The organism is Pseudarthrobacter sp. AL07, from assembly GCF_029960665.1.
In the GTDB taxonomy this organism is placed as follows: domain Bacteria; phylum Actinomycetota; class Actinomycetes; order Actinomycetales; family Micrococcaceae; genus Arthrobacter.
In genome coordinates this window covers 191,849-215,005 of sequence record NZ_JASBRB010000001.1, presented here as the reverse complement: position 1 = coordinate 215,005, position 23,157 = coordinate 191,849, and the positions used below count along the sequence as shown (strand labels likewise).

The following is a 23,157-nucleotide window of genomic DNA, read 5'->3' as shown; positions in this document are numbered from 1 at the left end:
TGCTACTTCGCGGCGTTGCGGTTGTCGGTGCGCCAGCGGATCCCTGCGTCGATGAAGTCGTCAATTTCGCCGTCGAACACTGCGGAGGTGTTGCCCACCTCGTGTTCGGTGCGGAGGTCCTTGACCATCTGGTACGGGTTCAGGACGTAGGAACGCATCTGGTCGCCCCAGGATGCCTTGACATCGCCGGCGAAGGCTTTCTTTTCGGCGTCCTCCTGTTCCTTCTTCAGCAGAAGGAGCCGGGACTGCAGGACCCGCAGGGCTGCTGCCCGGTTCTGGAGCTGCGATTTTTCGTTCTGCATGGACACCACCGTGCCGGTGGGGATATGGGTGAGCCGGACGGCGGAGTCTGTGGTGTTAACCGACTGCCCGCCCGGGCCTGAGGACCTGAACACGTCAACGCGGATCTCGTTGTCCGGGATGTCGATGGAGTCCGTGGATTCGATGAGAGGAATGACTTCGACGGCTGCGAAGGACGTCTGGCGGCGGCCCTGGTTGTCGAAGGGGCTGATTCTTACCAGGCGGTGGGTTCCGGCTTCGACGCTCAGCGTCCCGAACGCATACGGTGCTTTGACTTCAAATGTTGCGGACTTCAGTCCGGCCTCTTCGGCGTAAGACGTGTCCATCACGGTGGTGGGGTAACCGTGGCGTTCGGCCCAGCGAAGGTACATACGCATCAGCATTTCGGCGAAGTCCGCGGCGTCAACGCCGCCTGCCCCTGCCCTGATGGACACCACGGCTTCACGTTCGTCGTATTCTCCGGAAAGAAGGGTCACCACTTCGAGGTCTTTCAGGGATTTCCGGATGGACTCCAGCTCGGCAGCGGCTTCGCCCATGGAATCGGCGTCGTCCTCGTCCTGCCCGAGCTCCACCAGCACTTCGAGATCATCAATCCGCGAGACCAGCTTGTTCAGCCGCTCCAGCTCGGACTGGCGGTGCGACAGGCGTGAGGTGATCTTCTGGGCCGCCGCGGGGTCATCCCACAGGTTGGGCTCGCCAGCGCGTTCGCTCAGTTCGGCGATGTCTTCCTTCAGGGCCTCAACATCGCTGACTTGCTCGATGGAGGTGTAGGTGGCGCGAAGAGCGCGGATTTCTGCGGAAAAATCAATAGTGGCCATGGTTGTTTAAGCCTACGCTATTAGGCCGGAGTGCCGGACTTCCCTGACTTCTCCGCGTCCGGTCAGCGCGTGAGCCGGGAACGCGCCGTGGAGGCCGCTTCAATTCTGATCCCATCAGGCACGAGGAAGTTCGCTATCGGCGGGTGGACAACAGCACTGAGAACCACGACGGCGGTGGATCCGTCAGGGCTGCCGGTCTCCGCTGAAACGGCTAAACCGGCGAACCGGGCCGACGACGGGCTCCGGGCGATAAAGTCGGCCGCAACGCTGCGGACGCGGCCGGAACCCAATATGGCTGAGGGGCTTCCGCCCTCTCCCCCGACCTCGCCCAGGGTGTAGCTGTCGGCGGCGGCCAGCGAGGCGCCGTCGGCCAGTGACAGCAACCTTTTGTGTTCAAGGTAGACGCTGGAAATGCCGATGACCACCGTAACCACCAGCAGGGCCACCGCGACGTAGCCAATGATCATCACGATCATCTGGCCGTCCTCACCTGAGTCGCTTGGTTTGGCTTCGGGGATCGCTTTGTGTGTCATCTTTGGGTCACCTGAACCTGCCCACCAGTTGGGTGGACGAGGCTTCAACTTCACTGGCCTTGAGCCTGAAGTCCTCGTTGAACGGCACGAAGGGCAGCGGCACGGTGAGGTTGACCGTGACGGTGACGGCAGTGCCCGCAGCCTGGCAGTCGGCAGGGTCGCAGCGGGTGGATACGCGTGCCTGCCCGGCATCGTGACTGAAGTCCGCGAGGGCGATGCGGGCTGCCTGTTCGGCGGCGGCCTGGGCAGACTCTGCATCCGGTTGGGCGACGAACACCTTCGCGGCCTGGTCGGCGGCGCCGACTACGGCAAAGGACCCGCCCTGGATCTGGCCTACGGTGATGATGAAGTAGACCAGCGGGACCATCAGGAGCAGGGCGAGGAACGTGAATTCGACCACTGCACTCCCCTCTTCACGCGGCCCCTCGCAAAGCGCCTGCCGGAACCGAAGATGGAGCCGGGAACGCAGGGTGTCAGGGTTGGATGGCTGCATGCCCTTTTACCTCCAGCAGGTTCCGCGGGCCGATCAGTCCGATGACGGGCATGGGAGCTTTGATGGTCACTTCCAGGGTCCGCAGGCCCTGGAACGTCACTTCCGTGGTGCTGATGTCCTGCGCGAAGTCAGTGTTGAGCGCGGTCCCAATCAGCATCGCCGCCCGTTCTTCGGCGTCTGACGCTCCCCGGTCTGCGAGCGTTCCGTAGCGCGCCCCGGAGGCGGCGGCGTCGATCAGTGTGTTGCGGACGTGCAGGACCAGGGTCAGCTGGATGATCGCCAGGAAGAACATGGTGAGCAGGCCGCCAACCATGACGAAGTCCACTACTGCTGAGCCGCGTTCATCTGTGCGCCAGCCCGGCTCGGCGCCGTCCCTGGACCGGCGCGGTAGCCTGATGGACGTGCACTGGCTGGCGCCCAGCATGTTTTACTTGCCGACCTTGTCCATGGCCTGGTTGAACATCGTTTCGAGGGCCGGGCCGGCGAGAGCCAGCAAGGCAGCCACCAGGACCGCGGACATTAAAGTGATCATCACCCAACCAGGCACGTCGCCACGCTCCGGGTGGTCATGGACAGAGGCCTCGCCGCCATGCCGGGCGTCTGTTCTGCCCGACGCGGTACGACTGGCCCATGCCCAAAGGCCGGCAAGCAACGCAAGGAGCAACACGCTGCTCGAGATTCCCATGTTCTTCATTTCGGTCCCATTCATTGTGTAAGTGACGCTGTGTAATTGACGTGGCGGCTAAGGGATATGAGCGCAGAAGTGATGGTCATGGCTACAATCCGAGGCTGATGGCCGCGATGCCGGGGAAAACTGCGAAAACCACCGTTAAGGGAAGGACACCAAAAACCAAGGGAACCATCATGGCAATTTCCTTTTTGCCCGCCGACTCCATCAGGTCCCGTTTTGCCGTGTCCCGGACGTCCTGGGCCTGAGCCCTCAGCACGTCGGCCAAGGGTGTACCCCGCTCGACAGCAACGATGATGCCGTCAACAAATCTGACGAGCGGCCCGAGATCTGTACGGGCGGAAAACTCCTGGAGGGCTTCCACCAGCGGTTTCCCAGCCCTGGTCTCGGCAAGGATCTTGGAAAACTCCTTGGCCAGTTCTCCACTGGCACTGCGGCAGACGCGGTCCAGTGCACCGGTGGCACTTTCACCGGCACCGACCGCCAGCGCCATGAGCTCGGCGAGGCTGGGGAATTCTGCCATCATTCGGGATTTCCGCCTGCTGATCTGGACACCGAGCCAGAAGTCCCGGAACAGAAACCCTCCGAGCGCGCTTCCGAGGACGGCCACAACCGCGAGGAAGGGACTGAAGCGGCCGGACACCGCGCCCAGTACCACCGCCGCCAGGGCGGCGGCGAATCCCGCGGCGGACCAGAGAAGCTGCTCGGCCCGGAAATCGACAGGTGATTTGCTGATCCCTGCTTGAGCCAGCCTTCGGGTCAGCGCCTTTGACCCGAGGTTTAACTTCCCGAGGGCGGCGAGTCCGTCGTGAAGCAGTGGACGCACGATCCGTTCCAATGGCCCGAATGGCGTGGCGTTCTGCCCGCTTGCCCGCAGCAAACGCGATTCAAGGTTTTGCGATTTCAGCTGTGGCTCGATGCGCTCGACGAACGTGAGCGGCCGCATAAAGGGCAGCCGGACGAAGATCAGCCAGAGGCCCGTTCCGAGTACGATGCCGCAAACAATCGCGGCCGCCGAGATCCCGTTCATCGCAGCACCCGTTCGTCCTGCGGAAGTGCGCCGATGCGCAGCATGATGGAGTAGCAGACCAGCGACACAACAAGTCCGCCTAGGAGGACAGCGGCTCCCGCGGGCGTGTTGTAAGCGTTCACGGCCTCAGGTCTCGTGGCCAGAAGGAGCATCACGATCCATGGAGCGGCCACCGCGAGTCTGGCGGCGTTAACCGTCCAGGACTGCCGGGCCTCAAGCTCACTGCGGGTCCGCGCACTTTCCCGGAGGAACTCCGCGAGGGTGCCCAGCAGTTTTCCAAGGTCCGAACCGCCAACTTCACGGGTCAACCTGAGTGCCTCGACGATCCGGTCCGCTACCGGATCCGCCAGCCGGTCCTTGAGTTTGTTAAGAGATGCATCAAATTGCCCGCCGGCGCGGTAGTCGGCTCCGAAATCCCGGAAAACATGCCGAAGCTCCTCGGGGCCCTTCTCCCCCAGCTGGATCAGGGCCTCCGGCAGTGAAAGCCCGGCGCGGATGGCCGAGCGCAGGTGGTCTACAACGTCCGGCCAGAGCTGGCGTAGGACGGCGGTTCTCCTGTTCGCCCGCCACCGGACAATGCTGACGGGCAGCCACGCGCCGAACAGTCCGAAGCAGACAGAGATCGGCCATGACCGGCTGACCACAAAGAAGATGAGAGCCACAAAAATGCCTAAGCCCAGGCAGGAGGCCACAAGTCCCGGCCCGGAGACCTTTTCGATTCCGGCGGAGGCCAGCAGGTCCTCGAGGCGGCTGGCCCGCGGGCGGCGCTTCAGCGCTGCCGGCTTTTCCCAGAACGACCACCAGATCAGGAAGAGCCCGGCGCCCGCAAGCACCCCTACCAGAGGCGCCATCAGCGCGGCTCCAGCAGCGCCGCGACGTCGTACCCTGCCCGGGAAAACTTCTCCGCCGCGGGCATGGAGTTGGCCCGCGGCTGTAGCTGGCCATCCTCCATGGCGAAAACCATGGAGGACTCAATGATGCCGTTTTCCACCCTCCGGCCGAGGGAAAGGATCTCGGTTACTTGGCGGCGGCCGTTGGCGTGGCGGCTGCAGTGAACCACGAGGTCGATGCAGGACGCCACGGTAGGAACCACGAAGGCAGACGAGATATTTTCACCGGCGAGTAGCGGAAGGGTACAGATCTTGGTGACGGCGTCGTGGGCCGAGTTCGCATGGACGGTGCACATGCCTGGTAAGCCACTATTTAAGGCGATGAGCATGTCGAGGCTTTCTGCTTCCCGGACTTCACCGACCACCAGGCGGTCCGGGCGCATCCGGAGGGCTTCCTTGACAAGCCTGCGCAGAGGGATCTCGCCTTCGCCTTCGAGGTTGGGCTGCCTGCATTGGAGTCCGACGACGTCCCGGAGCGGGAACTGGAGCTCAAAGATTTCCTCGACCGTAATGACGCGCTCACGGCTGCCGATGCTCGCTGCCAGGCAGTTGAGCATGGTGGTCTTGCCTGCTTGGGTTGAGCCCGATACCAGGATGTTCAGTCCGCTGGATACCGCAGCGCCGAGGAAGCGGGCCGACTGGGGCGTCAGGGTGCCCAACTCGACCAGGTGCTCAAGCCGGCTGGCCTTGACGACGAATTTTCGGATATTCACAGCCCAGTGCCTGCGGGTCACATCCGGAATGACCACGTGGAGCCTGGAGCCGTCCGGTAACGCTGCGTCCACAAAGGGCGATGACATGTCGAGGCGGCGGCCGGAACTCTTGAGCATGCGTTCCACGAGATCGCGCACCTGCTGGTCGGTGAGACTGAGCGAGGTCAGTTCCGACTCGCCGTTCCTGGCCACATAAATTTCGTTGGGCGCGTTGATCCAGACTTCCTCGATGGTCGGATCGTCAAGCATCGGCTGAAGGACACCGAACCCGGCCACCGCGTCAAAGACAAACCGGCGTGCGGCTTCCAACGGACCAATCGGAGGCAGCGGCCCCATGAGGGCGCGTTCGTCGTAATCGCTGACGGCTGCTTCGACCAGACGGCGGACCTCGCACGCCTGCCGTAGCGGGTCCAGGCCCCGACGGCGGATCAGCTCGCGGACTTCGTCTTCCACGATTCGCACAGCGTCCATGTTGTTCCCCAATACAACTACCGCCCCCGGTGGAGGCAGTTCAACTGGGTACAGCCTAGGGAGCGTAGCGCACGCCGCCAAGTCATATGGTGTGGGCTGTGGATAACAGTGGCGCATCATTCACATTGGCAACAATCGAAACTCTGGTTACAGCAGTCACTGCGGTGTTAGGGTAGGCGCATTCAGTCTCGATTTCCAGTTCAGCGTCTCCTGAACTGCAACCCACTAGTGTCGCGCTCAAGTTGGCGCCACATTTGCTCCGGAGCCAAAATGAAGCGGACCCAGTCCAACAGTCACCGTCCCCTGCTGCATGTCCTGGGGACAGCAGTCTTGGCTGCCGCTCTCGTGGCGGGCCCCGGCCTGGCAGGCGTCGCCTTCGCCGTTGACTCGAGTCCCGCACCGGCGCCTTCAATATCCGGGCCGACGCCGGCCCCCACTTCTGCGGTTCCGACGACACCTCCCGAGGCGGTATCACCGACCGCCACTGCGGCTCCCTCGGCGGCGCCGACAACTGTTGAAGATCCAGTGACCCCAGTGCCGACGACGGACTCCGCCGCTGCCAAGGCAGCCATGGCTGAAGCCATCGGTAGTGGCGGAGCGGAGATGGGACAGCGCTCCGCCCGTGTGACATCATCCTCGAGCACCAGCTTCAAGAAACTCACCACGGAGGCAATGTCCGCCGAAGGAACGTGGATGCCGACCTTTGGCGTCCAAGGACTGGATGTGAGCGGCCACCAGCCCAACGTCGACTGGCAACAGCAGTGGAACATGGGAGCCAGATATGCATACGTCAAGGCCAGCGAAGGTAACTACTACACAAACCCGTCGTACAGTTCGCAGTACCAGGGTTCAAGGAACGTAGGCATGATCCGTGGGGCCTACCACTTCGCTATCCCGAACTGGTCTTCAGGTGCCGATCAGGCCCGCTACTTCGTTCAGAATGGCGGAGGGTGGACCGCAGACGGCTACACGATGCCGCCGGTCCTGGACTTTGAGTTCAACCCATATGAGAACCGAACCATTAACGGATTCTACTTCGGCAACACGTGCTACGGCATGTCGCCAGCTCAGTTGGGTTCATGGGTCCGCGACTTCGGCAACACAATGCAGTCATTGACCGGCCGTCTTCCCGTTATCTATACCAACACCAGCTGGTGGAATCAGTGCCTCGGTAATCCCGCAGGGTTCAGTGACTATCCTCTGTGGGTGGCCGCCTACCCTAGCTCCCCGACTAACAACGCTGGCGCAGTTCCCACTGCGAGCTGGAGCACTTACAGCATCTGGCAATACAGCAGCACCGGTCCGTTTGCCGGTGATTCGAACGTCTGGAACGGCGACTATTCATCACTTGCGCTTTTTGCTGGTTCGGTACCGCAGGGATCGTTTGACACCGCGGCCGTTCAGCGCAGTGGCACGGCTACGTCCATACAGTTGCGTGGTTGGGCCCTGGACCGCGCATTTTCCGGTGCCACCACAGAGGTGCACGCCTACGTAACGGCACCAAACGGGACGAAGACCCTGCATAAGTTCCCGGCGACAGCCTACCGGCCCGACGTCAATACGGTATTCGGGTTGGGCGAGTATCACGGATTCGACAATCAAATTCCGATCAACGTTTCAGGAAAATACACGGTCTGCGTCTTCGCCATCGGTAAATACATCAACCCTGGGCTCGGCTGTAAGTTACTCACAGTGGACGGTGCCGAACCGCCGATCGGCAGCCTGGACGAAGTTTCGGAACAGCGGTCCCCGGACAAAGAATCGATAAAGGTACGGGGCTGGGCCGTGGACATGAGCCGACCCTCAGTCACTTCCGAAGTCCACGCTTATCTCTACAGCCCCGACGGCAGCAGCACGCTTTACAAGATCCCGGCGAACACTTCCCGGCCGGATGTGGACCGCATATTTTCCGTCGGCGCCAACCATGGCTTCGAAACCAACATCGACATCACCAAGGCAGGCAACTACAAGCTCTGCGTTTACGCCGTCGGGCTCTACCTCCAATCGGAACTTGGTTGCAGGTCCCTGAGCATCGCACCAGGCACGACCCCCGTGGGCACACTGGATTCGACCAGCGTCAAGAAGACAACCACGCAAACGCTGATAACCGTCCGCGGTTGGGCGGTTGACTACGGTAGCACTGCGGCTCAGATACCTGTGCACGCGTATATATTGGCTCCAAATGGCACCAGTTCGCTCCACGAATTCACGGCCGCAAAGTCTCGTCCGGACGTAAATAACGTACTAGGCGTTCCAGGGAACCACGGCTATGAGGCCGACCTACCCATTAGCCAGCCCGGTACGTACAGGGTGTGCACGTACGGCATTGCCCTTAGCCCGGTCTCCCCGGGGAACTCTCTTCTCGGTTGCAATTCTCTGGCCGTTGGTGTCAGCCCGAGCCCGATAGGATACTTGGATTCCGTGCGCATAGCTGCTGACGCTAACGGGGCCTCCTTACAAGCCACAGGATGGACAGTAGACTTGGACGTCCCAACCGTCTCCCTCAGCGTCCACACCTATGTGACGGCACCGAATGGCAGCGTCACCAACTTCGCGGTCCCAGCTAATCAGCTGCGCTCCGATGTGAACCAAGTACTCGGAATATCCGGCAACCACGGCTACACGTCAAAAAAAGCAGTCACCCAGCGCGGGAACTACAAGATCTGCACTTATGCGATTGCAGCTTCGCCTTTCGCCGCAGGCAACTCGTTACTCGGATGCAAGAACATCACCTATTGAGCCCGGACTCCACCATTACCGGCCGGCCACAAGCCATCGACCGTAGTACTGGGATCAAACTTGCTGAGACTGCCATGCCCTGCAGGGTGGCACGGTTCCGGGGCGGCGCATCGCTCGAGGTAGGATTCAGTCTGGCCTAAATGCCGACTCGCATGGGCGACATGCTTGGACCCATAGGATCGGAGATCTTGAGTGGCTTCGAAAGCTGCACCTGCTTTGTTGCGCCGTTTTGGTGGCTTCGCAACTTCCCTCGTGTTCTCAACTGTCGTAAACCTGCTCGCTATCCCCTTCGTTATTTTTACGTTGGGCAAGGAGACATGGGGAGAGCTGGCGTTGGCTCAGGCAACAGCGGCAATATTCGGGATTGCTGTCGCCTTCGGTTGGGGTACCGTCGGGGCTGCCCTCGTGGCCTCATTGCCCGAAGCGGAGCGGCCCCAAATGTTCCTCGATTCCCTGGTGAGCCGCGTCTATCTATTCCTACTAGCTCTGCCAGTGATGTTTTTGGTTGTGCTGCTTATGGGAAAAGTCGATCCCCCAGTGGCGGCGCTGGCTTCCGTGGCCTACATCCTGCCCTTCGTCGGCGCCTCGTGGTTCTTTATCGGGCAGGTCAAGCCATGGAAGCTCTTCCTTTTCGACGTGCTTCCCCAGGGTCTGGGCACCGTGGCGGGCGTCGTGCTGATCCAGTTCTTTCCGCAGCCCATCATATTTGTGCTGTCGCTTCTGGCTTTTAACCTGCTGGCAGTCGTCATCGGCGCCACCGGCGCCCTCTCAGGCGCTGGGCATACAGTGAAAGCAGATCTTCGCATCGTCCCCGCGATGAAGCGCCTGCGCGACCAGAAATACGGCGTGATTGCAGCGGGAACAGGGAGTCTCAACAGCAACCTGCCGATGCTTGCGGTAGGCCAAGTGGTTGCGGCCGCACTCCCCCAATACGCGTTGGCGGACAAGTTCTTCCGCTTTGCGGTCGCCGGTTTCGGGCCTGTCCTCCAGGTCATCCAGGGCTGGATTCCGGAAGCCGGGCCAGCCCGGAGTTCCGACAGGATCCGTACCGTCGCCAGGCTTGCCCCGTTCGTTGGTTTGGTTGCCGGAATCCTTTTGGCAGTCCTCACCCCCTGGGCGAGCCCGCTGTTCTCCAGCGGAGTCATCACGATCGACTACAGCCTCAGTATCCCGTTCGGACTTATTCTTGCCGGAGTCATCGTGGCGCAGGTCGTGGGCCTGGCCTGTCTCATCCCGCTCGGCAAGGGAGCTGCCCTGGCCAAATCGACGGCAATCGGGGCCGCCTTCAATGTTCCGATGATGTTTGTCCTCGGCGTCATGTTCGGCGCCCCCGGCGTAGCCTGGGCTGTCGGCCTCGCCGAACTCGTGGTTGCCGGCTACCAGATCATGGTGGTCCGCGACAGCCTCAAGCATCTAGTTCACCCGCCCGTTCCGGCCGCGGACCCACTGCCCTAGCCAGGCCCCCGGGGCAGGTATGACTGCGGCAGACTACCGGAAATAGACTCAGCTTTGGGCCGCCACGGCGCCATGCCCAGCCGCGGGTCAGCTACTTCCGGCGCCCCTTGACGAACAGTTCAACCGGAACGCCGGCCACAAATTCCACGAAACACGGCAAAGCAATGTCGCCGCTGCGCAGCCCTGACACCAGCGCGCGCGAGGTGGGCACCCAGCCGTGGCCTGTTTCAAAAGCGGCCACGCCGCCGTCCAGGCCGGGAGTGCCGGCGGCCACACGTGTCCTCAGGGCATCCGCCATCACGCGGCGCCAGCCGAAGCTCAGATCATTGGCCGTCCTGAGCATGGCGAGTGGCCTGCTGCTGCCCTGGAATTTCCGGGACAGGTTGGTCACGTGCTCAAAAGACTTCGCGAGGCTTTTCCTGCCGCCGACCTCACCAAGGACGTTGCCGCCGTGCTGTACGTAGTCCTGGACAACGTCGTCGACCACGAGCGCACCGCCGGTCGCTTTGGCGCAGACGGCCAGCCAGTGGTCATGCACCTGCGAGATGGTGTTCAGACGAGGAAAGGGAAGAGCCAGGTCCAGCAGTTCAGGCCTGAACACGGACAGACTACCGGTCACCTGGTTCTGGGCCAGCAAGGCATCCAGCGAAACGTTCTTCCGCTGCGTCGATGCCGTCACCACCTCGTTCCCGGGTAGCCGGACGACACGCGCCTGCGCCGCCACCAGGCTGACATCCGCCAGGTGGGGCATAAGCGTTTCGAGCTTCGACGGGTACCAAGTGTCATCCTGGTCCGATAGTGCCACCCACTTTGCGTCCGCGGGGACATGCTCAAGGACGCGTTCGAAGTTGCCGTAGAACCCCAGTCTCTCCTCAAAGCCGATCACGCGGAACCGTTCGTCGCCGCCAAGTTCCCCGGCCACAAAGTTCCGGACGTCGGCGAAACCGCCGTCGGCCGAGATGAGGCACTGGAAATGTGCGTGCGTCTGGTTCTGGATTGATTTCAGCTGGGCCCGGAAGAGTTCCCAGTCCGGCTGGTACGCCGCCAGGGCGACCACGCCGAACGTGCCGGAGTCGTACTGCATGGGTCGGTCCGCCCTATTCCGCGGCCGTCCGCTGTCCGAGATACGTTTCCAGCACGTCCCGGGCCGGACGTGGTTTGAAGCCCGAGTTCTTGATCTTGCCCAGGTCCAGGGCGCTGTTCAGCGGCCGCGGTGCGGCAGCTTTGCCCCTGAAATAGTCTTCGGTGCTCACGCCGGTGACGGCAGACCTCGGACGGCCGGAAAGCTCGTACACGTCCGCGGCGATGTCCGCCCAGGACTGCGGCTCGCCGTCGTTGCTGAGGTTATAGGTGCCGTAGTCCGCGCCGGAATCGAGCAGGTGCTGGATGCCCGCCGCGATGTCCTGGGTGAAGCTGAGCCGGCCAATCTGGTCATTGACGACAGACGGCTCGATGCCGCGGCCGGCAAGGGATGCCATGGTGCGGACGAAGTTGTTGCCTTCTCCGATGACCCAGCTGGTGCGGACGATGTAGTGGCGCGGAACGACACTTACGACGGCGTCGCCGGCCGCCTTTGTCTGGCCATAGACACCCAGCGGAGTGAACGGTTCGCCCTCGTCGTGGCTCTCTCGGACACCGTCGAAGACGTAGTCCGAGGAAACGTGCACCAGGGTGAGGTCATGCTCGACGGCGGTTCGGGCCAGCCGGGCCACCGCAGCAACGTTGACCTCCCAGGCGGCGGCGCGGCCCTCCGCGGTTTCCGCGGTGTCAACGGCGGTGTAGGCGGCAGAGTTGATGATCGTCGAGTAGTTCTTCCAGTTCCGTTCCGCGAAGGAGGCCTCACTGGCCAGGTCGAATCCGGCCCGGCCGGCGAACTCGACGGTCACGTCGCCGTCGTACAGTTCCCGCAGTGCCTTGCCCAACTGTCCGTCGGCACCGACCACAAGGATCTTCTTTGCCGGCATAGGCACGACGTCCGCAAGGCGGGGATGGGCCTTGTCCTTGTCGGAAAGTTCTGCCTCTTCGAGCGGAACGGGCCACGAAATAGCGGCCGTTTCGTCTGCGAGGTTCAGGAACGTGTACTGCCCCTGGGCATCGGCGGACCAGTGGTCGTTGACGAGGTAGGTGTAGGCGGTGTTGTCTTCCAGCGTCTGGAAGGCGTTGCCCACGCCGCGGGGAATGAAGATTGCCTGGCTCGGATCGAGTTCGGCGGTGAAGACGGCACCGAACGAGGGTCCTTCGCGCAGGTCCACCCAGGCACCGAAAATCTTGCCCGTTGCGACCGAGATGAACTTGTCCCACGGTTCAGCATGAATCCCGCGGGTGGTGCCGGCCTTTTCGTTGAACGAAATGTTGTTCTGTACGGGCCGGAAGGCCGGCAGCCCCAGGGCCACCATCTTTTCCCGCTGCCAGTTTTCCTTGAACCAGCCCCGGTTGTCACCGTGGACCGGAAGGTCATAGAGGACGACGCCGGGGATCGGGGTTTCGTGCGCAGTCAGCTTTTTGGAGAACTCGATCGACATCGTCTACTGGCCCTGTTCCTTGTACTTGGATTCGGTCTGGGCCTTCTGCGGCCGCCACCAGTTTTCGTTCTCGCGGTACCAGGCGATGGTGTCCTCGATGCCGGCGTCGAAGTTGGAGAACTTCGGTTCCCAGCCGAGCTCGTCGCGGAGCTTGGCGGAGTCGATGGCGTAGCGCAGGTCGTGGCCCGGGCGGTCCACGACATGGTCGTAGGCGTCCGGGGACTGGCCCATGTGCTTGAGGATGAGTTCGACGACGTCCTTGTTGTCCTTTTCGCCGTCGGCGCCGATCAGGTAGGTCTCGCCTATCCGACCTTCGGCGATGATGGCCAGCACGGCCGAGGAATGGTCGTTGGCGTGGATCCAGTCGCGGACGTTCTCGCCCTTGCCGTAGAGCTTGGGCCGGATCCCGTCGATCACGTTGGTGATCTGGCGCGGGATGAACTTCTCCACATGCTGGTACGGGCCGTAGTTGTTCGAGCAGTTGCTAATGGTCGCCTGCAGCCCGAAGGAACGTACCCAGGCGCGGACCAGCAGGTCCGAACCAGCCTTCGTGGAGGAATACGGGCTGGACGGATTATACGGCGTGTCCTCGGTAAACCGCACCGGGTCATCGAGCTCCAGGTCACCGTACACTTCGTCCGTGGAGATGTGATGGAAGCGCTTATTATGCTTCCGCGCAGCCTCGATCAGCGTGTACGTACCGATGATATTTGTATCCAGGAACGGACGGGGATCATGCAGGGAGTTATCGTTGTGCGACTCAGCCGCATAATGAACCACCACATCGGCGTCGGCCACGAGACCGTCAACGAGCGCAGAGTCACAGATGTCGCCCTGCACGAAGCGGAAGCGCTCCTCCGGAAGACCGCTTAGGGACTCCCTATTGCCTGCGTACGTCAGCTTATCCAGGACCGTGACGTGATCCTCAGTGTTCTCAAGGATGTAGTGGACAAAATTGGAACCGATGAAGCCAGCACCGCCGGTGACAAGGAGATTTTGCATTCAGCCAGCTTACCGGTTGAGTCATCCCGTTCGAATTTGCGCCATCCGTCCTGGTCGGGTCGGTTCGTACCAGGAGGGCTCTGATCAGGATGGCTGTCGAAGGCGGCGCCATGCCCGTGCGATGCAGCGGAGCAGGATGACGCGGGCACGGAAGATCACAGACAGCGAACGCCAGCCCCTGGGTGTGGCGTTGTCATCGTGGATCCTGCGCAACAGTGTTGACTCGTCCAGGTGCTGTATGGAGCCTGCCAGGTTGCCGCATATAGCCAGCCACAGGTCATGGGACTCGTTCAGGTAGCGGGGAACGGGCGAAAACACTGGCAGCATGTCCCGTCGGAATCCCATGCCGCAGCCGTAATAGGCCCGGTATCCCACCAGGATGCCGAGGATGTTTGCGGCATGCCGTCGGCTGTCCTTGTCCCGGAGCCGCGGGATGTTCGGACGGGGGCCGCCTCCAAGCACGTCGAAGTTGGTTGCCACCACCATTGATCCCTGCAGGGCACCAATCATCAGCTCAAGCCGGCCCGGCACCCAGACATCATCCTGGTCGGCGAGCAGAATGTACTTTCCCCTTGCGGCAAGAGCGGCTTGCTCGAATGATCGTACGTACCCCTGGTTCACAGCCGCCTCTATCAGCCGGATCCGCCCGTCTTCGAAGGTCCTGATCTGCTCGACAGTGTTGTCCGGTGAAGCGTCGTCCACGATCACCAGCTCATCGTCCGGGCCTAGTTGGGTGAGGATGGACTCGAGCTGTTCTGTTATATAGCGCCCGCCGCGGTAGCTGGCGAGGCAGACACTGGCCCTGGTTTCCCGGCTGCTTATGGGTTCTGGGACGCCTGTGAAATCGGTTATCAATCTGCTCCTTCCGCCTTCGCGAGATAGTCTGGGGCTCAGCGGCTGACGTCCGGAGCGCTCATCCCATCCTAGGCTCCGGTTTGGGTCCCAGTGCGCAGCGTCCTTCAGCGCCGACTGCGCCGATCGTCGCGGTCCCCTCCGCGCCGCGCGGCTATGTCGTCGCCGACCCGAATCGCGGATTGATATAGTTTGGACATCATGCAATTCACCCCCAAGCCGCGCGTTCTCGTGATCATGCCTGCCTGGAATGAATCGGAAGCCGTCGGCAATACTGTGCGGGAAGTACTGAACGCAGACTCCAGGTACGACGTCCTCGTCGTCAACGACGGGTCCTCTGACAACACCGCAGCTGTTGCCGCCGAGGCCGGGGCAACTGTGCTAAATCTGCCCTTCAACCTTGGCGTGGGCGGCGCCATGCGGGCGGGCTTCAAGTACGCACGCCGAAGTGGCTACCGCCAGGTGATCCAGGTGGATTCCGACGGCCAGCACGATCCGCGGAGCATCGACGAAGTCCTTGCAGGTCTTGCCCACGCCGACATCTCAATCGGCGCGCGCTTCGCGGACCGCGGAGACTACAAGGTCACTGGCCCGCGGAAATGGGCCATGCAACTGCTGGCCAAAGTTATTTCCGGGTTGGCAAAAACCCGCCTTACCGACGTGACCAGCGGGTTCCGCGCCGCCAACGTACGTGCCATGGACCAATACCTTGACCACTATCCGGCCGAATACCTGGGTGACACCATCGACTCCCTGGTGGTGGCCATCCGTTCCGGATGCACTGTTACGCAGGTGCCCGTCGAAATGCGGGCCCGGCAGGGCGGAAAGCCCAGCCACAATCCGACCAAGGCCGCCATATACCTCGGCAGATCGGTGTTCGCCCTGTTGTTCGCCCTGACCCGGAAACGGTCCCACCTGGCCGTCCCAACTCCGCAAGCATCAGGAGCCTGAAGGTATGGGAAACATTGCAGCCTTCTTGCTTGCCCTGGCCATCGTTGGCCTGGTCGTCGAAATGCTCCGCCGGAAGAAACTCCGGGAAAAGTACGCTGTCCTGTGGCTAGTTGTTGGCGTTGCCACCCTTGTACTGGCGGCCTTCCCCCGGCTACTGAATGTTGTGGCGGAGTTTGTCGGCGTACAGCTGCCTTCCAACCTTCTCTTCGCAATGAGCATCCTCATGCTGCTTGGCGTCTGCCTGCATCTATCGTGGGAAATCTCCGTTGTCGAAGATGAGACGCGGACCCTCGCCGAGGAAGTGGCAATCCTGCGCGTCCAGGTAGAGGCTCTCAGCGCACCCGCCAGCAGCGATTCACCGTTGCAGTCCGACCCGAGGGCAACAACCCCAGACACCGCCGGGTCCCACGCGGTGAAGCCCGATTCACAACAAAAAGGTTCGGATTAACATATGCCGCTGGATATTTTCATTCCCTACTGGGGCGATCCGGATTACATGAAGGAAACCGTCAACAGTGTCCTGGCCCAGGACAGCGATGACTGGCTCCTCACCGTCGTGGACGACGCCTTCCCTGGCCGCGAGATCAAGGACTTCATGGCCGGGATTACCGATCCCCGCGTCAAGTACATCCGGAAGGAACAGAACGCGGGAATCACGGAAAACTACCGGACCTGTGTGGCCTTGTCCACCGAGGAAGTCCTGGTGATCCTCGGGTGCGATGACGTCTTCCTACCGAATTACGTCTCCACCATCCTCGATGCCCACACGCGGTATCCCGATGCTGCCTTGATCCAGCCCGGTGTCCAGGTCATAGACGAGGCCGGCCACGTCGTGGTCACCCTCGTGGACACTGTGAAGCAGAAGCTGATCAAACCCCGGGGCGGCGGACGTCAACTGGTTTCCGGCGAGGCCATTGCGTCCAACCTGATGCACGGGGACTGGCTCTACTGGCCATCGCTGGCCTTCCGGTCAGACAAGATCCGCCAGGTGGACTTCCGGGACGGGTTCCCCATCATCCAGGACCTCGCCCTGATCATGGACATGATTTACAACGGTGACCAGCTCCTGATTGAGCCGACCGTCTGCTTCCAATACCGCAGGCACTCAAAAAGTGCCTCGTCCACCAAACTTGTCGATGGCTCCAGGTTCGCCGGGGAACGTGAATATTTCACCGTTTCCGCCGCACAGGCCCGGGAACTGGGATGGAACAGGGCTGCCCGTTCAGCACGGCTGAGGTTCACGTCGCGTGCGCACGCCGCGTCCCTGCTGCCCAAAGCAATGTTGAGCAAGAACTCTGCTGCCGTAAAGGCGCTGGTCCGCCACACCTTCGGCAAGTAACGCCGTTAGCAACGAAAGGTCCCAAGTGACTTCCTCTTCAATTTCCGCCCGTCCTGGAGGCACCGTCCTCGTCACGGGCGGCGCCGGATTCATCGGCTGTGCGATCTCCGACGCACTGGTAGACGAGTTCGACCGCGTCGTTGTCGTCGACAATCTCCACCGACAGATCCATGCCACGGGAGAGCGTCCCGTTCGGTTGAACCCCGCTGCCGAATTGGTTGTTGCGGACGTGACTGAAGCGAAGACCTGGGACACCGTCCTCGAGGACGTTACCCCCGACGTCGTAATCCACCTGGCCGCCGAAACCGGAACTGGCCAGTCCTTGGAAGAGTCCACTCGGCACACGCACGTCAACGTCGTCGGAACCTCCCAGCTCCTGGATGGCCTTAACCGGCACGGTAAGCTGCCGCGCCGGATTGTGTTGTCGTCAAGCCGCGCAGTGTACGGCGAGGGCGCCTGGCAGGATGCCGACGGGCGGGTCTTCTACCCGGGCCAGCGAACGAGCGAAACCCTCGACAAGGCACAATGGGACTTTCCCGGCGCCTCACCCGTCGCCATGAAAGCGTCGGAGACGTTCCCGGCGCCGGTGAGCGTATATGGTGCCACCAAGCTCGCGCAGGAGCATGTCCTGCAAGCCTGGGCCAAGTCCTACGGCGTGGAGACGGCGATTCTGCGCCTGCAAAACGTCTACGGTCCGGGCCAGTCCCTGATCAACCCGTACACGGGCATCATGAGCCTCTTTTGCCGGATGGCCATGGGCGGCAAGTCCATCCCCCTGTATGAGGACGGCGAAGTGCGCCGCGACTTCATCCTGATCGACGATGTCGCCTCCGCGATTGTCGCCGGCGCTGTCTCCCCCACTGTCCAGGGCGAACCGATGGACATCGGCTCAGGCGAGTTCCAGACCATCGGCACCGCAGCCAAGCTGATCGCGGAGCACTACAAGGCACCTGAATCGCACGTGACGGGCCAGTACAGGCAGGGCGATGTGCGGCACGCATGGGCTGACATCACCGCCGCCGAAAAAGTGCTGGGCTGGACACCGAAGTACAACCTGGCCCAGGGAATCGAACAGCTGGCCACGTGGATTGACGCGCAGCCAGGCGTCAATCCTGCCTGATCCGGAGAGCAAATGACGTCCAACGCAACCACTGCCGTAGTCAGTCTGTTCAATGCCGACGAGCGCGTCCTGGCCAACGCCGCGGCACTGCTGACCCAGGTCCGCCGTGTGGTGGTCGTCGACGACGGCAGTTCGCAGGACCCTGCGCCCGTGCTGCGCCAGTTACAGGATATGGGCTGCATCGTCGAGCGGCTCGCGACTAACTCGGGTATCGCTGCGGCTCTAAACGCGGGAATTGCCCTGGAGCTGGCGTCCGGGAACCGGCCGTCCTTTATCCTCACCATGGATCAGGACAGCCTGCTCGACGGCGACTACGTCGCCGCATTGGAGGAAGCGGCACTGGCCGCTGAACAGGCCGGAGTCAGGGTCGGCATGGTCGCCCCTGCGACCATCAGGGGGCTTCCGACCCGGCGGTCCGGCGTGGTGAACGGCGTGCAGCTGGGGGGCGAGCCTATCCAGTCGGGGCTGCTTCTGCCCGTTGCCGTCCTTGAGGAACTGGGTACACTCCAGAGCGATCTGTTCATCGACGGAGTCGACACTGAGTATTTCCTGCGGTGCCAGTCCGCGGGGTTCAAGACCGTCATCGCACCATCGGCCGCCTTGGACCACTCCCTGGGAAGTATGACGCCGGCCCGCGTGTTCGGTGCGGACCTGGCGTTCCGGGGACTGCCGATCAAAGTGAGGACCGCGGCCTCATGGCGATACTACTACCTGTTCAGAAACCGCATCCTTTTAGCAAGGAAGTACGGTCGCCGTCACGTCTTGTGGGCCGCGAAGGGCCTCATGGCAGACTACCGGCACCTTGTCATCGTGACTCTGCTGGCCCCACACCGGTTTGAACGCCTGGCCGCCGCCGCCGCCGGGATCGCAGACGGCCTCGCGGGACGGGCCGGCAAACGCCGCGTCAGCTAGCTATAGTGAAGCGCTAAGCGAGCACGCTGAGCTGGAAGCAACAATGCTTGGCTTCCGGCTGGCTCGGTCGGTCGATGTATTTGGTGGTTGGGAGAACCGCGGCAGAAGTACGTTTGGGACAGGTCACCGGCCTTCCCAAAGTCGATCTGCCCGGAAGAGCACGTACGCTGGGCGGGGCAAGACTCTCCGCGATACGGGAGCCAAAGGACGGGCTCCTACGTCTCGTCGCAACATAGGAAGCGCTAGACACTCTTCTTCGCCCGCCGCATTACGGGGCGTTCAATGAACAACCAGCTGGCAACGGCCAGCGGAATGGTGCACAGGGTCGCAATGATGGTGAACCACCATACGCCCCAGTGGTAGGCGCCGAAGACAGCCAGAAGCTGCTGGACGGGAAACGCGTAAATGTACGCGCCATAGGAGATGTCATTCTTTGCGACAAGGCCAGGCTGCGGCAACCAGGCGGAAATCCAAAGCAGCCCGTAGGCAATAAACGGAGCCGCGAGTTGACCTCCGAACCCGGGAACCCACAAGATCAGCGCGGCGGCGATGGCGACAGCTACAGGCCCGGCCACTCTATGGACACCAAGACGCGAGCTGAGCACCTGAACAACAGCGCCGCCCAGAAAATACGGGATCAGCCGGACCGCCAGTTCAAAGTCCTGGTTGGACTGCATATACGGCTTGAGGAATCCAACGTTCGCCCAGAGGACAACGCTAACCGCAAACGCGGCAATCACCGGCCACGGCGTCTTGCTCACGATCGGCAGGAAACCAAGGAAGGCCACCAGCAAGTAGCACATGAACTCGAAATACAGCGTCCATAGGGAACCATTCCAGGCGGCAGGATAGGGTACCCCCGCAGGCGTGCCCGCGATGTCGTAGCTCACAATCCGGAGGGACAGGTTCGCGAAGACCGAGTTCAGCGGCGTGGTTGGCGTGGACATGAACCCCAGCAGGTTGCCGCGCTGAACAAAATAGGCGATCGGAGCGAACACAAACGCCATCATTGCGAGGCACACGATAAAGGCCGGGAAGATCCTCGCAACCCGGTGAACGAGATAGGGGCCGATCCGGTTACTGAACCTGCTGGCCGTGATCAGGTAGCCGCTGATGCCGAAGAACCCTGCGACGGCCCACCCTCCCAGGTTCTCGCCCTTGAAGGTCGGTCCATTACCGGCACCGACGATGTGCCAGCTGTGAGCGAACAGCACCGCGAACGCCAGAACAAGCCGTATAAGGTTGAGGCTGTTTGCCCTCGGGTCTAGCGCCCGCCCCAGTCGAGGCGCCGGCACGGCCTTCGGTTTCAGAGTAAGAGTGCTCAAACGTTTGCTTTCTTATGAGTGTCGGCAGACGGTCCATTCTACAGCGTTTGGAGTCTCGGCCTTTGGTACGGGAGGATGGGGAGCATGCGTGGAATTATTTTGGCCGGCGGAACTGGGTCCCGGCTGCACCCGATTACTCTTGGCATCAGCAAGCAGCTCGTTCCTGTTTACGACAAGCCGATGATCTACTATCCGCTCTCCACTTTGATTCTCGCTGGCATTCGCGACATTCTGATCATTACCACTCCTCACGACGCAGATCAGTTCAAACGACTGCTCGGCGACGGGTCCCAGTTCGGCATCAACCTTACGTATGTGCAGCAGCCTTCTCCTGACGGACTGGCGCAGGCGTTTATCCTTGGCGCGGACCACATCGGCGACGAAACGGTTGCCCTGGTGCTTGGCGATAACATCTTCTACGGCCAGGGCATGGGCACCCAGCTCCGGCGCCACGCCGACATCAAGGGCGGTGCGGTCTTCGGTTATTGGGTCAGTGACCCGAAGGCCTACGGTGTGGTTGAGTTCGACGACGAAGGCAAAGCCCTCTCCCTTGAGGAGAAACCGGAAAAGCCGCGCAGCCACTACGCCGTTCCGGGACTGTATTTCTATGACAATGACGTCATCGAAACTGCCCGGAACCTGAAGCCCTCCCCGCGCGGCGAGCTCGAGATCACGGACGTGAACCGCGCCTACCTGCAGCGCGGGGATCTCCAGGTGGAGATCCTCCCCCGCGGCACCGCGTGGCTGGACACCGGAACGTTCAACGACCTCAGCGACGCTTCGAACTTCATCCGCACGGTTGAAAATCGGCAGGGGCTGAAGATCGGCGCCCCCGAGGAAATCGCCTGGCGCCAGGGTTTCCTGACCGATAGCGAACTTCGCGAACGTGCAGAACCGCTGGTCAAGAGCGGCTACGGAAGCTACCTTCTGGGTCTCTTGGAGAACTAGGGCATCTCCGGCCAGTTGGCGGGACTACCGCCGTCGTATTTTCGAGTGGAGTCTCAATGAGTTGGTTTGCTACCGTGCCCGTCGTTCTGGCGTGCTTGGTTCTGCTGTTCGCACCCGGCGCTCTGCTCCTTGCCGCACTCGGTCTTCAGCGCTGGTCGTACATGGCTGTCGCTCCGGTCCTCACAGTCAGCCTCGTAGCAGTCACGGCCATCGCGGCGCCGTTTCTAGGTATCCGCTGGTCCCCGCTTCCCGTTCTGGCATCCACTCTCCTGACGGCTGGACTGCTGTTCGGCGTCCGACTGTTCCGGCAGCGACGTGCGCCCAATGGCGCTTCGCCCCTTGGGCGCTGGGCCCTTCGGAAGCCGGCGAAGGCCGACGTGGTGGCTGCTGTGGGCTTCCTCGCGGGTTCCACGGCGATCGCCCTGCAGCTCCATCAGGCGTTCGGCAGGCCTGAGAACATCTCCCAGACGTTCGACAACGTTTTTCACCTCAACGCCATCCGGTACATCCTGGACTCCGGCAACGCGTCGTCGCTGACCCTGTCAAGCATGACCAGCGGAGACAGCCCGCCCTACTTCTACCCTGCTGCCTGGCACGGACTGGCGTCCCTCCTGGTGCAGATGACCGGCGCCCAGATCAGCGTCGCCGTCAACATCCTGAACATCTGCATCGCGGCTGCTGTCTGGACCGCCGGCTGCATGTTCCTGGCCCGCACGGTCATCGGACCGAACGCTTACGCCGTGGCCGCCGCGGGAGTCCTGGCTGCAGGCTTTGGATCCTTCCCGCTGCTCCTGCTGGACTTCGGTGTGTTGTACCCGAACTTTCTGTCCGTCAGCCTGATCCCGGCGTCCCTTGCATGTGTCAGCATGTTTTTTGGCGTCAGCGACGCACCGGGACCAATGGGCATGGCCCGCTTCATCCTGGCTCCGGTGGCAGCAATTGGCGTCGCGATTGCCCATCCGAACGGGCTCATGTCCCTCCTGGCGCTCTCCATTCCCATCCTGGTGGTCTCCTTCGTGGGGTTCTCACTGGCCAGGTACCGGAACGGCCGCGGCCACAAGGGTACCCTCCTCATGGGCGCCGGATTGCTCGGCATTCTCGGCGTCGTTGCGGTGATGTGGAAGTACATTCGTCCGCCGGCAGCGGCGGCCACCTGGCTGCCTTTCCAGACGCCGGGCCAGGCTATCGGTGAGATCATCACCAACTCCGCCATGCAGCGTCCCCCCGCCTGGGCGGTCAGCATCCTGCTCATCGCCGGCGTGGCGGTCCTGTGCCGCCGTCACAAGCGGATCTGGCTGCTCGGGTCATTCGCCGTCATCGCGGCTCTGTTCGTTGTGGTCTCCGCCGGCCCGAATGGCTGGTTGCGCAATACGCTCACAGGTGTCTGGTACAACGACAGTTACCGCCTGGCGGCACTTCTGCCCGTCGCGGCCGTCCCGCTGGCGGCTGCAGGTACCGGCTGGCTCGTCGGGAAGCTCCAGCACGCCTGGGTGACGCACCGTGGCTCGGTAAAGTTCCTCCCGGAGGGGCTCCGGAAGTCACGCGTGATAGTGCCCGCTGTTATTCCGCTGGTGATCCTCGCGGCGGTCCTGGTGACCCAGATGATGCCGCTGTCCGCTTCCATCCAGTCGGCGAAAGCCAATTACTCGACCACGCCGGACTCCGCGCTGGTCAGCTCCGACGAGATGGCCCTGATCGAGGAACTGGACAGTCTGGTCCCGGCAGATGCCACCATCGCCGTAAACCCCTGGACAGGAGGGGCAATGGCCTTCGCCATTGCCGACCGCAATACGACGTCCAAGCACACGCTCACGACGTACACGAAGGCCACTGAGCTACTTAACGACAAGTTCCGGGAGGCCAGCACCGATCCCTCTGTCTGTCCCGCCGCACGTGCCGACAACGTCCGTTATGTACTCGACTTTGGAACGCGGGAGGTGCACGGAGGAAACCACGGCTTCGTTGGTTTGCAGATCCCCGATGCGACGCCGGGCTTTGAACTGCTGGCCCGCCATGGTGACGCCAAGCTCTTTGAAGTGACCGCCTGCCAGTGATG

Annotated in this window: 23 protein-coding genes; 9 read left to right on the top strand and 14 right to left on the bottom strand. The window is 62.1% G+C overall.

Annotation, left to right across the window (positions count from 1 at the left end; all coding sequences use genetic code 11):
- Positions 1-2 precede the first annotated feature (2 nt).
- The 9 genes from prfB to QK290_RS00945 all read right to left on the bottom strand — a co-directional run bounded on the left by prfB (position 3) and on the right by QK290_RS00945 (position 6,508).
- Positions 3-1,118: a peptide chain release factor 2 gene (prfB, locus tag QK290_RS00985; protein ID WP_160672173.1), complete on the bottom strand. Its 1,116-nt coding sequence runs from the start codon at positions 1,116-1,118 to the stop codon at positions 3-5.
- Between the two features lie 62 nt (positions 1,119-1,180).
- Complete coding sequence (locus QK290_RS00980; RefSeq protein ID WP_282328898.1) at positions 1,181-1,651, bottom strand: pilus assembly protein TadG-related protein; 471 nt, start codon at positions 1,649-1,651, stop codon at positions 1,181-1,183.
- Between the two features lie 7 nt (positions 1,652-1,658).
- Positions 1,659-2,051, bottom strand: a complete 393-nt coding sequence (locus tag QK290_RS00975; protein ID WP_348994652.1) for a hypothetical protein — start codon at positions 2,049-2,051, stop codon at positions 1,659-1,661.
- 73 nt (positions 2,052-2,124) lie between these two features.
- Positions 2,125-2,568: a TadE family protein gene (locus QK290_RS00970; protein ID WP_282328896.1), complete on the bottom strand. Its 444-nt coding sequence runs from the start codon at positions 2,566-2,568 to the stop codon at positions 2,125-2,127.
- Between the two features lie 3 nt (positions 2,569-2,571).
- The gene (locus QK290_RS00965; protein WP_282328895.1) at positions 2,572-2,853 is read right to left on the bottom strand and encodes a hypothetical protein; all 282 of its coding nucleotides are present in this window, start codon (positions 2,851-2,853) and stop codon (positions 2,572-2,574) included.
- Between the two features lie 67 nt (positions 2,854-2,920).
- Positions 2,921-3,862, bottom strand: coding sequence for a type II secretion system F family protein (locus QK290_RS00960; protein ID WP_282328894.1), 942 nt, complete (start codon positions 3,860-3,862; stop codon positions 2,921-2,923).
- Complete coding sequence (locus QK290_RS00955) at positions 3,859-4,713, bottom strand: type II secretion system F family protein (RefSeq protein WP_282328893.1); 855 nt, start codon at positions 4,711-4,713, stop codon at positions 3,859-3,861. The genes QK290_RS00960 and QK290_RS00955 overlap by 4 nt, the downstream gene beginning before the upstream one ends.
- Positions 4,713-5,936 carry an ATPase, T2SS/T4P/T4SS family gene (locus tag QK290_RS00950; RefSeq protein WP_282328892.1) on the bottom strand — a complete coding sequence of 408 codons (1,224 nt, stop codon included), beginning with the start codon at positions 5,934-5,936 and terminating at the stop codon, positions 4,713-4,715. The genes QK290_RS00955 and QK290_RS00950 overlap by 1 nt, the downstream gene beginning before the upstream one ends.
- Positions 5,937-6,229: 293 nt before the next feature.
- On the bottom strand, positions 6,230-6,508 hold the full coding sequence (locus tag QK290_RS00945) for a hypothetical protein (protein WP_282328891.1): 279 nt from the start codon (positions 6,506-6,508) through the stop codon (positions 6,230-6,232).
- 121 nt (positions 6,509-6,629) lie between these two features.
- Here QK290_RS00945 and QK290_RS00940 point away from each other — a divergent pair, with 121 nt between their 5' ends.
- Together QK290_RS00940 and QK290_RS00935 are read left to right on the top strand one after the other, a co-directional pair.
- Positions 6,630-8,675, top strand: coding sequence for a lysozyme (locus QK290_RS00940; RefSeq protein WP_282329070.1), 2,046 nt, complete (start codon positions 6,630-6,632; stop codon positions 8,673-8,675).
- A gap of 192 nt (positions 8,676-8,867) precedes the next feature.
- On the top strand, positions 8,868-10,130 hold the full coding sequence (locus QK290_RS00935) for a polysaccharide biosynthesis C-terminal domain-containing protein (protein WP_282328890.1): 1,263 nt from the start codon (positions 8,868-8,870) through the stop codon (positions 10,128-10,130).
- A 91-nt stretch (positions 10,131-10,221) separates the two neighbouring features.
- On the opposite strand, the gene QK290_RS00930 is transcribed toward QK290_RS00935, so the two are convergent.
- The 4 genes from QK290_RS00930 to QK290_RS00915 form a co-directional block, all read right to left on the bottom strand.
- Positions 10,222-11,214, bottom strand: a complete 993-nt coding sequence (locus QK290_RS00930; RefSeq protein WP_282328889.1) for a glycosyltransferase — start codon at positions 11,212-11,214, stop codon at positions 10,222-10,224.
- Positions 11,215-11,227: 13 nt separating this feature from the next.
- Entirely contained in the window at positions 11,228-12,652 is a 1,425-nt protein-coding gene (locus QK290_RS00925) for a bifunctional dTDP-4-dehydrorhamnose 3,5-epimerase family protein/NAD(P)-dependent oxidoreductase (RefSeq protein WP_282328888.1), read from the bottom strand.
- Positions 12,653-12,655: 3 nt separating this feature from the next.
- A complete protein-coding gene (gene rfbB, locus QK290_RS00920) occupies positions 12,656-13,654 on the bottom strand; it encodes a dTDP-glucose 4,6-dehydratase (protein WP_282328887.1) in 999 nt (332 codons plus the stop codon).
- An 84-nt stretch (positions 13,655-13,738) separates the two neighbouring features.
- On the bottom strand, positions 13,739-14,509 hold the full coding sequence (locus tag QK290_RS00915) for a glycosyltransferase (RefSeq protein ID WP_282328886.1): 771 nt from the start codon (positions 14,507-14,509) through the stop codon (positions 13,739-13,741).
- A gap of 198 nt (positions 14,510-14,707) precedes the next feature.
- On the opposite strand from QK290_RS00915, the gene QK290_RS00910 reads away from it, so the two are divergent.
- Genes QK290_RS00910 through QK290_RS00890 form a run of 5 tightly spaced genes read left to right on the top strand, consistent with a single transcriptional unit; the run spans position 14,708 to position 18,828 of the window.
- Positions 14,708-15,457, top strand: a complete 750-nt coding sequence (locus QK290_RS00910; protein WP_282328885.1) for a glycosyltransferase family 2 protein — start codon at positions 14,708-14,710, stop codon at positions 15,455-15,457.
- A gap of 4 nt (positions 15,458-15,461) precedes the next feature.
- Positions 15,462-15,905: a DUF2304 domain-containing protein gene (locus QK290_RS00905; RefSeq protein WP_282328884.1), complete on the top strand. Its 444-nt coding sequence runs from the start codon at positions 15,462-15,464 to the stop codon at positions 15,903-15,905.
- A 3-nt stretch (positions 15,906-15,908) separates the two neighbouring features.
- Positions 15,909-16,796 (top strand): glycosyltransferase, encoded by an 888-nt coding sequence (locus tag QK290_RS00900; protein WP_282328883.1) that lies wholly within the window; start codon positions 15,909-15,911, stop codon positions 16,794-16,796.
- A gap of 25 nt (positions 16,797-16,821) precedes the next feature.
- Positions 16,822-17,916 (top strand): NAD-dependent epimerase/dehydratase family protein, encoded by a 1,095-nt coding sequence (locus QK290_RS00895; protein ID WP_282328882.1) that lies wholly within the window; start codon positions 16,822-16,824, stop codon positions 17,914-17,916.
- A gap of 12 nt (positions 17,917-17,928) precedes the next feature.
- Complete coding sequence (locus QK290_RS00890) at positions 17,929-18,828, top strand: glycosyltransferase (protein WP_282328881.1); 900 nt, start codon at positions 17,929-17,931, stop codon at positions 18,826-18,828.
- Between the two features lie 242 nt (positions 18,829-19,070).
- On the opposite strand, the gene QK290_RS00885 is transcribed toward QK290_RS00890, so the two are convergent.
- A complete protein-coding gene (locus tag QK290_RS00885) occupies positions 19,071-20,153 on the bottom strand; it encodes an acyltransferase (RefSeq protein ID WP_282328880.1) in 1,083 nt (360 codons plus the stop codon).
- 84 nt (positions 20,154-20,237) lie between these two features.
- On the opposite strand from QK290_RS00885, the gene rfbA reads away from it, so the two are divergent.
- Complete coding sequence (rfbA, locus tag QK290_RS00880; RefSeq protein WP_282328879.1) at positions 20,238-21,101, top strand: glucose-1-phosphate thymidylyltransferase RfbA; 864 nt, start codon at positions 20,238-20,240, stop codon at positions 21,099-21,101.
- Between the two features lie 56 nt (positions 21,102-21,157).
- Positions 21,158-23,155 carry a DUF6541 family protein gene (locus QK290_RS00875; RefSeq protein ID WP_282328878.1) on the top strand — a complete coding sequence of 666 codons (1,998 nt, stop codon included), beginning with the start codon at positions 21,158-21,160 and terminating at the stop codon, positions 23,153-23,155.
- Positions 23,156-23,157 lie beyond the last annotated feature (2 nt).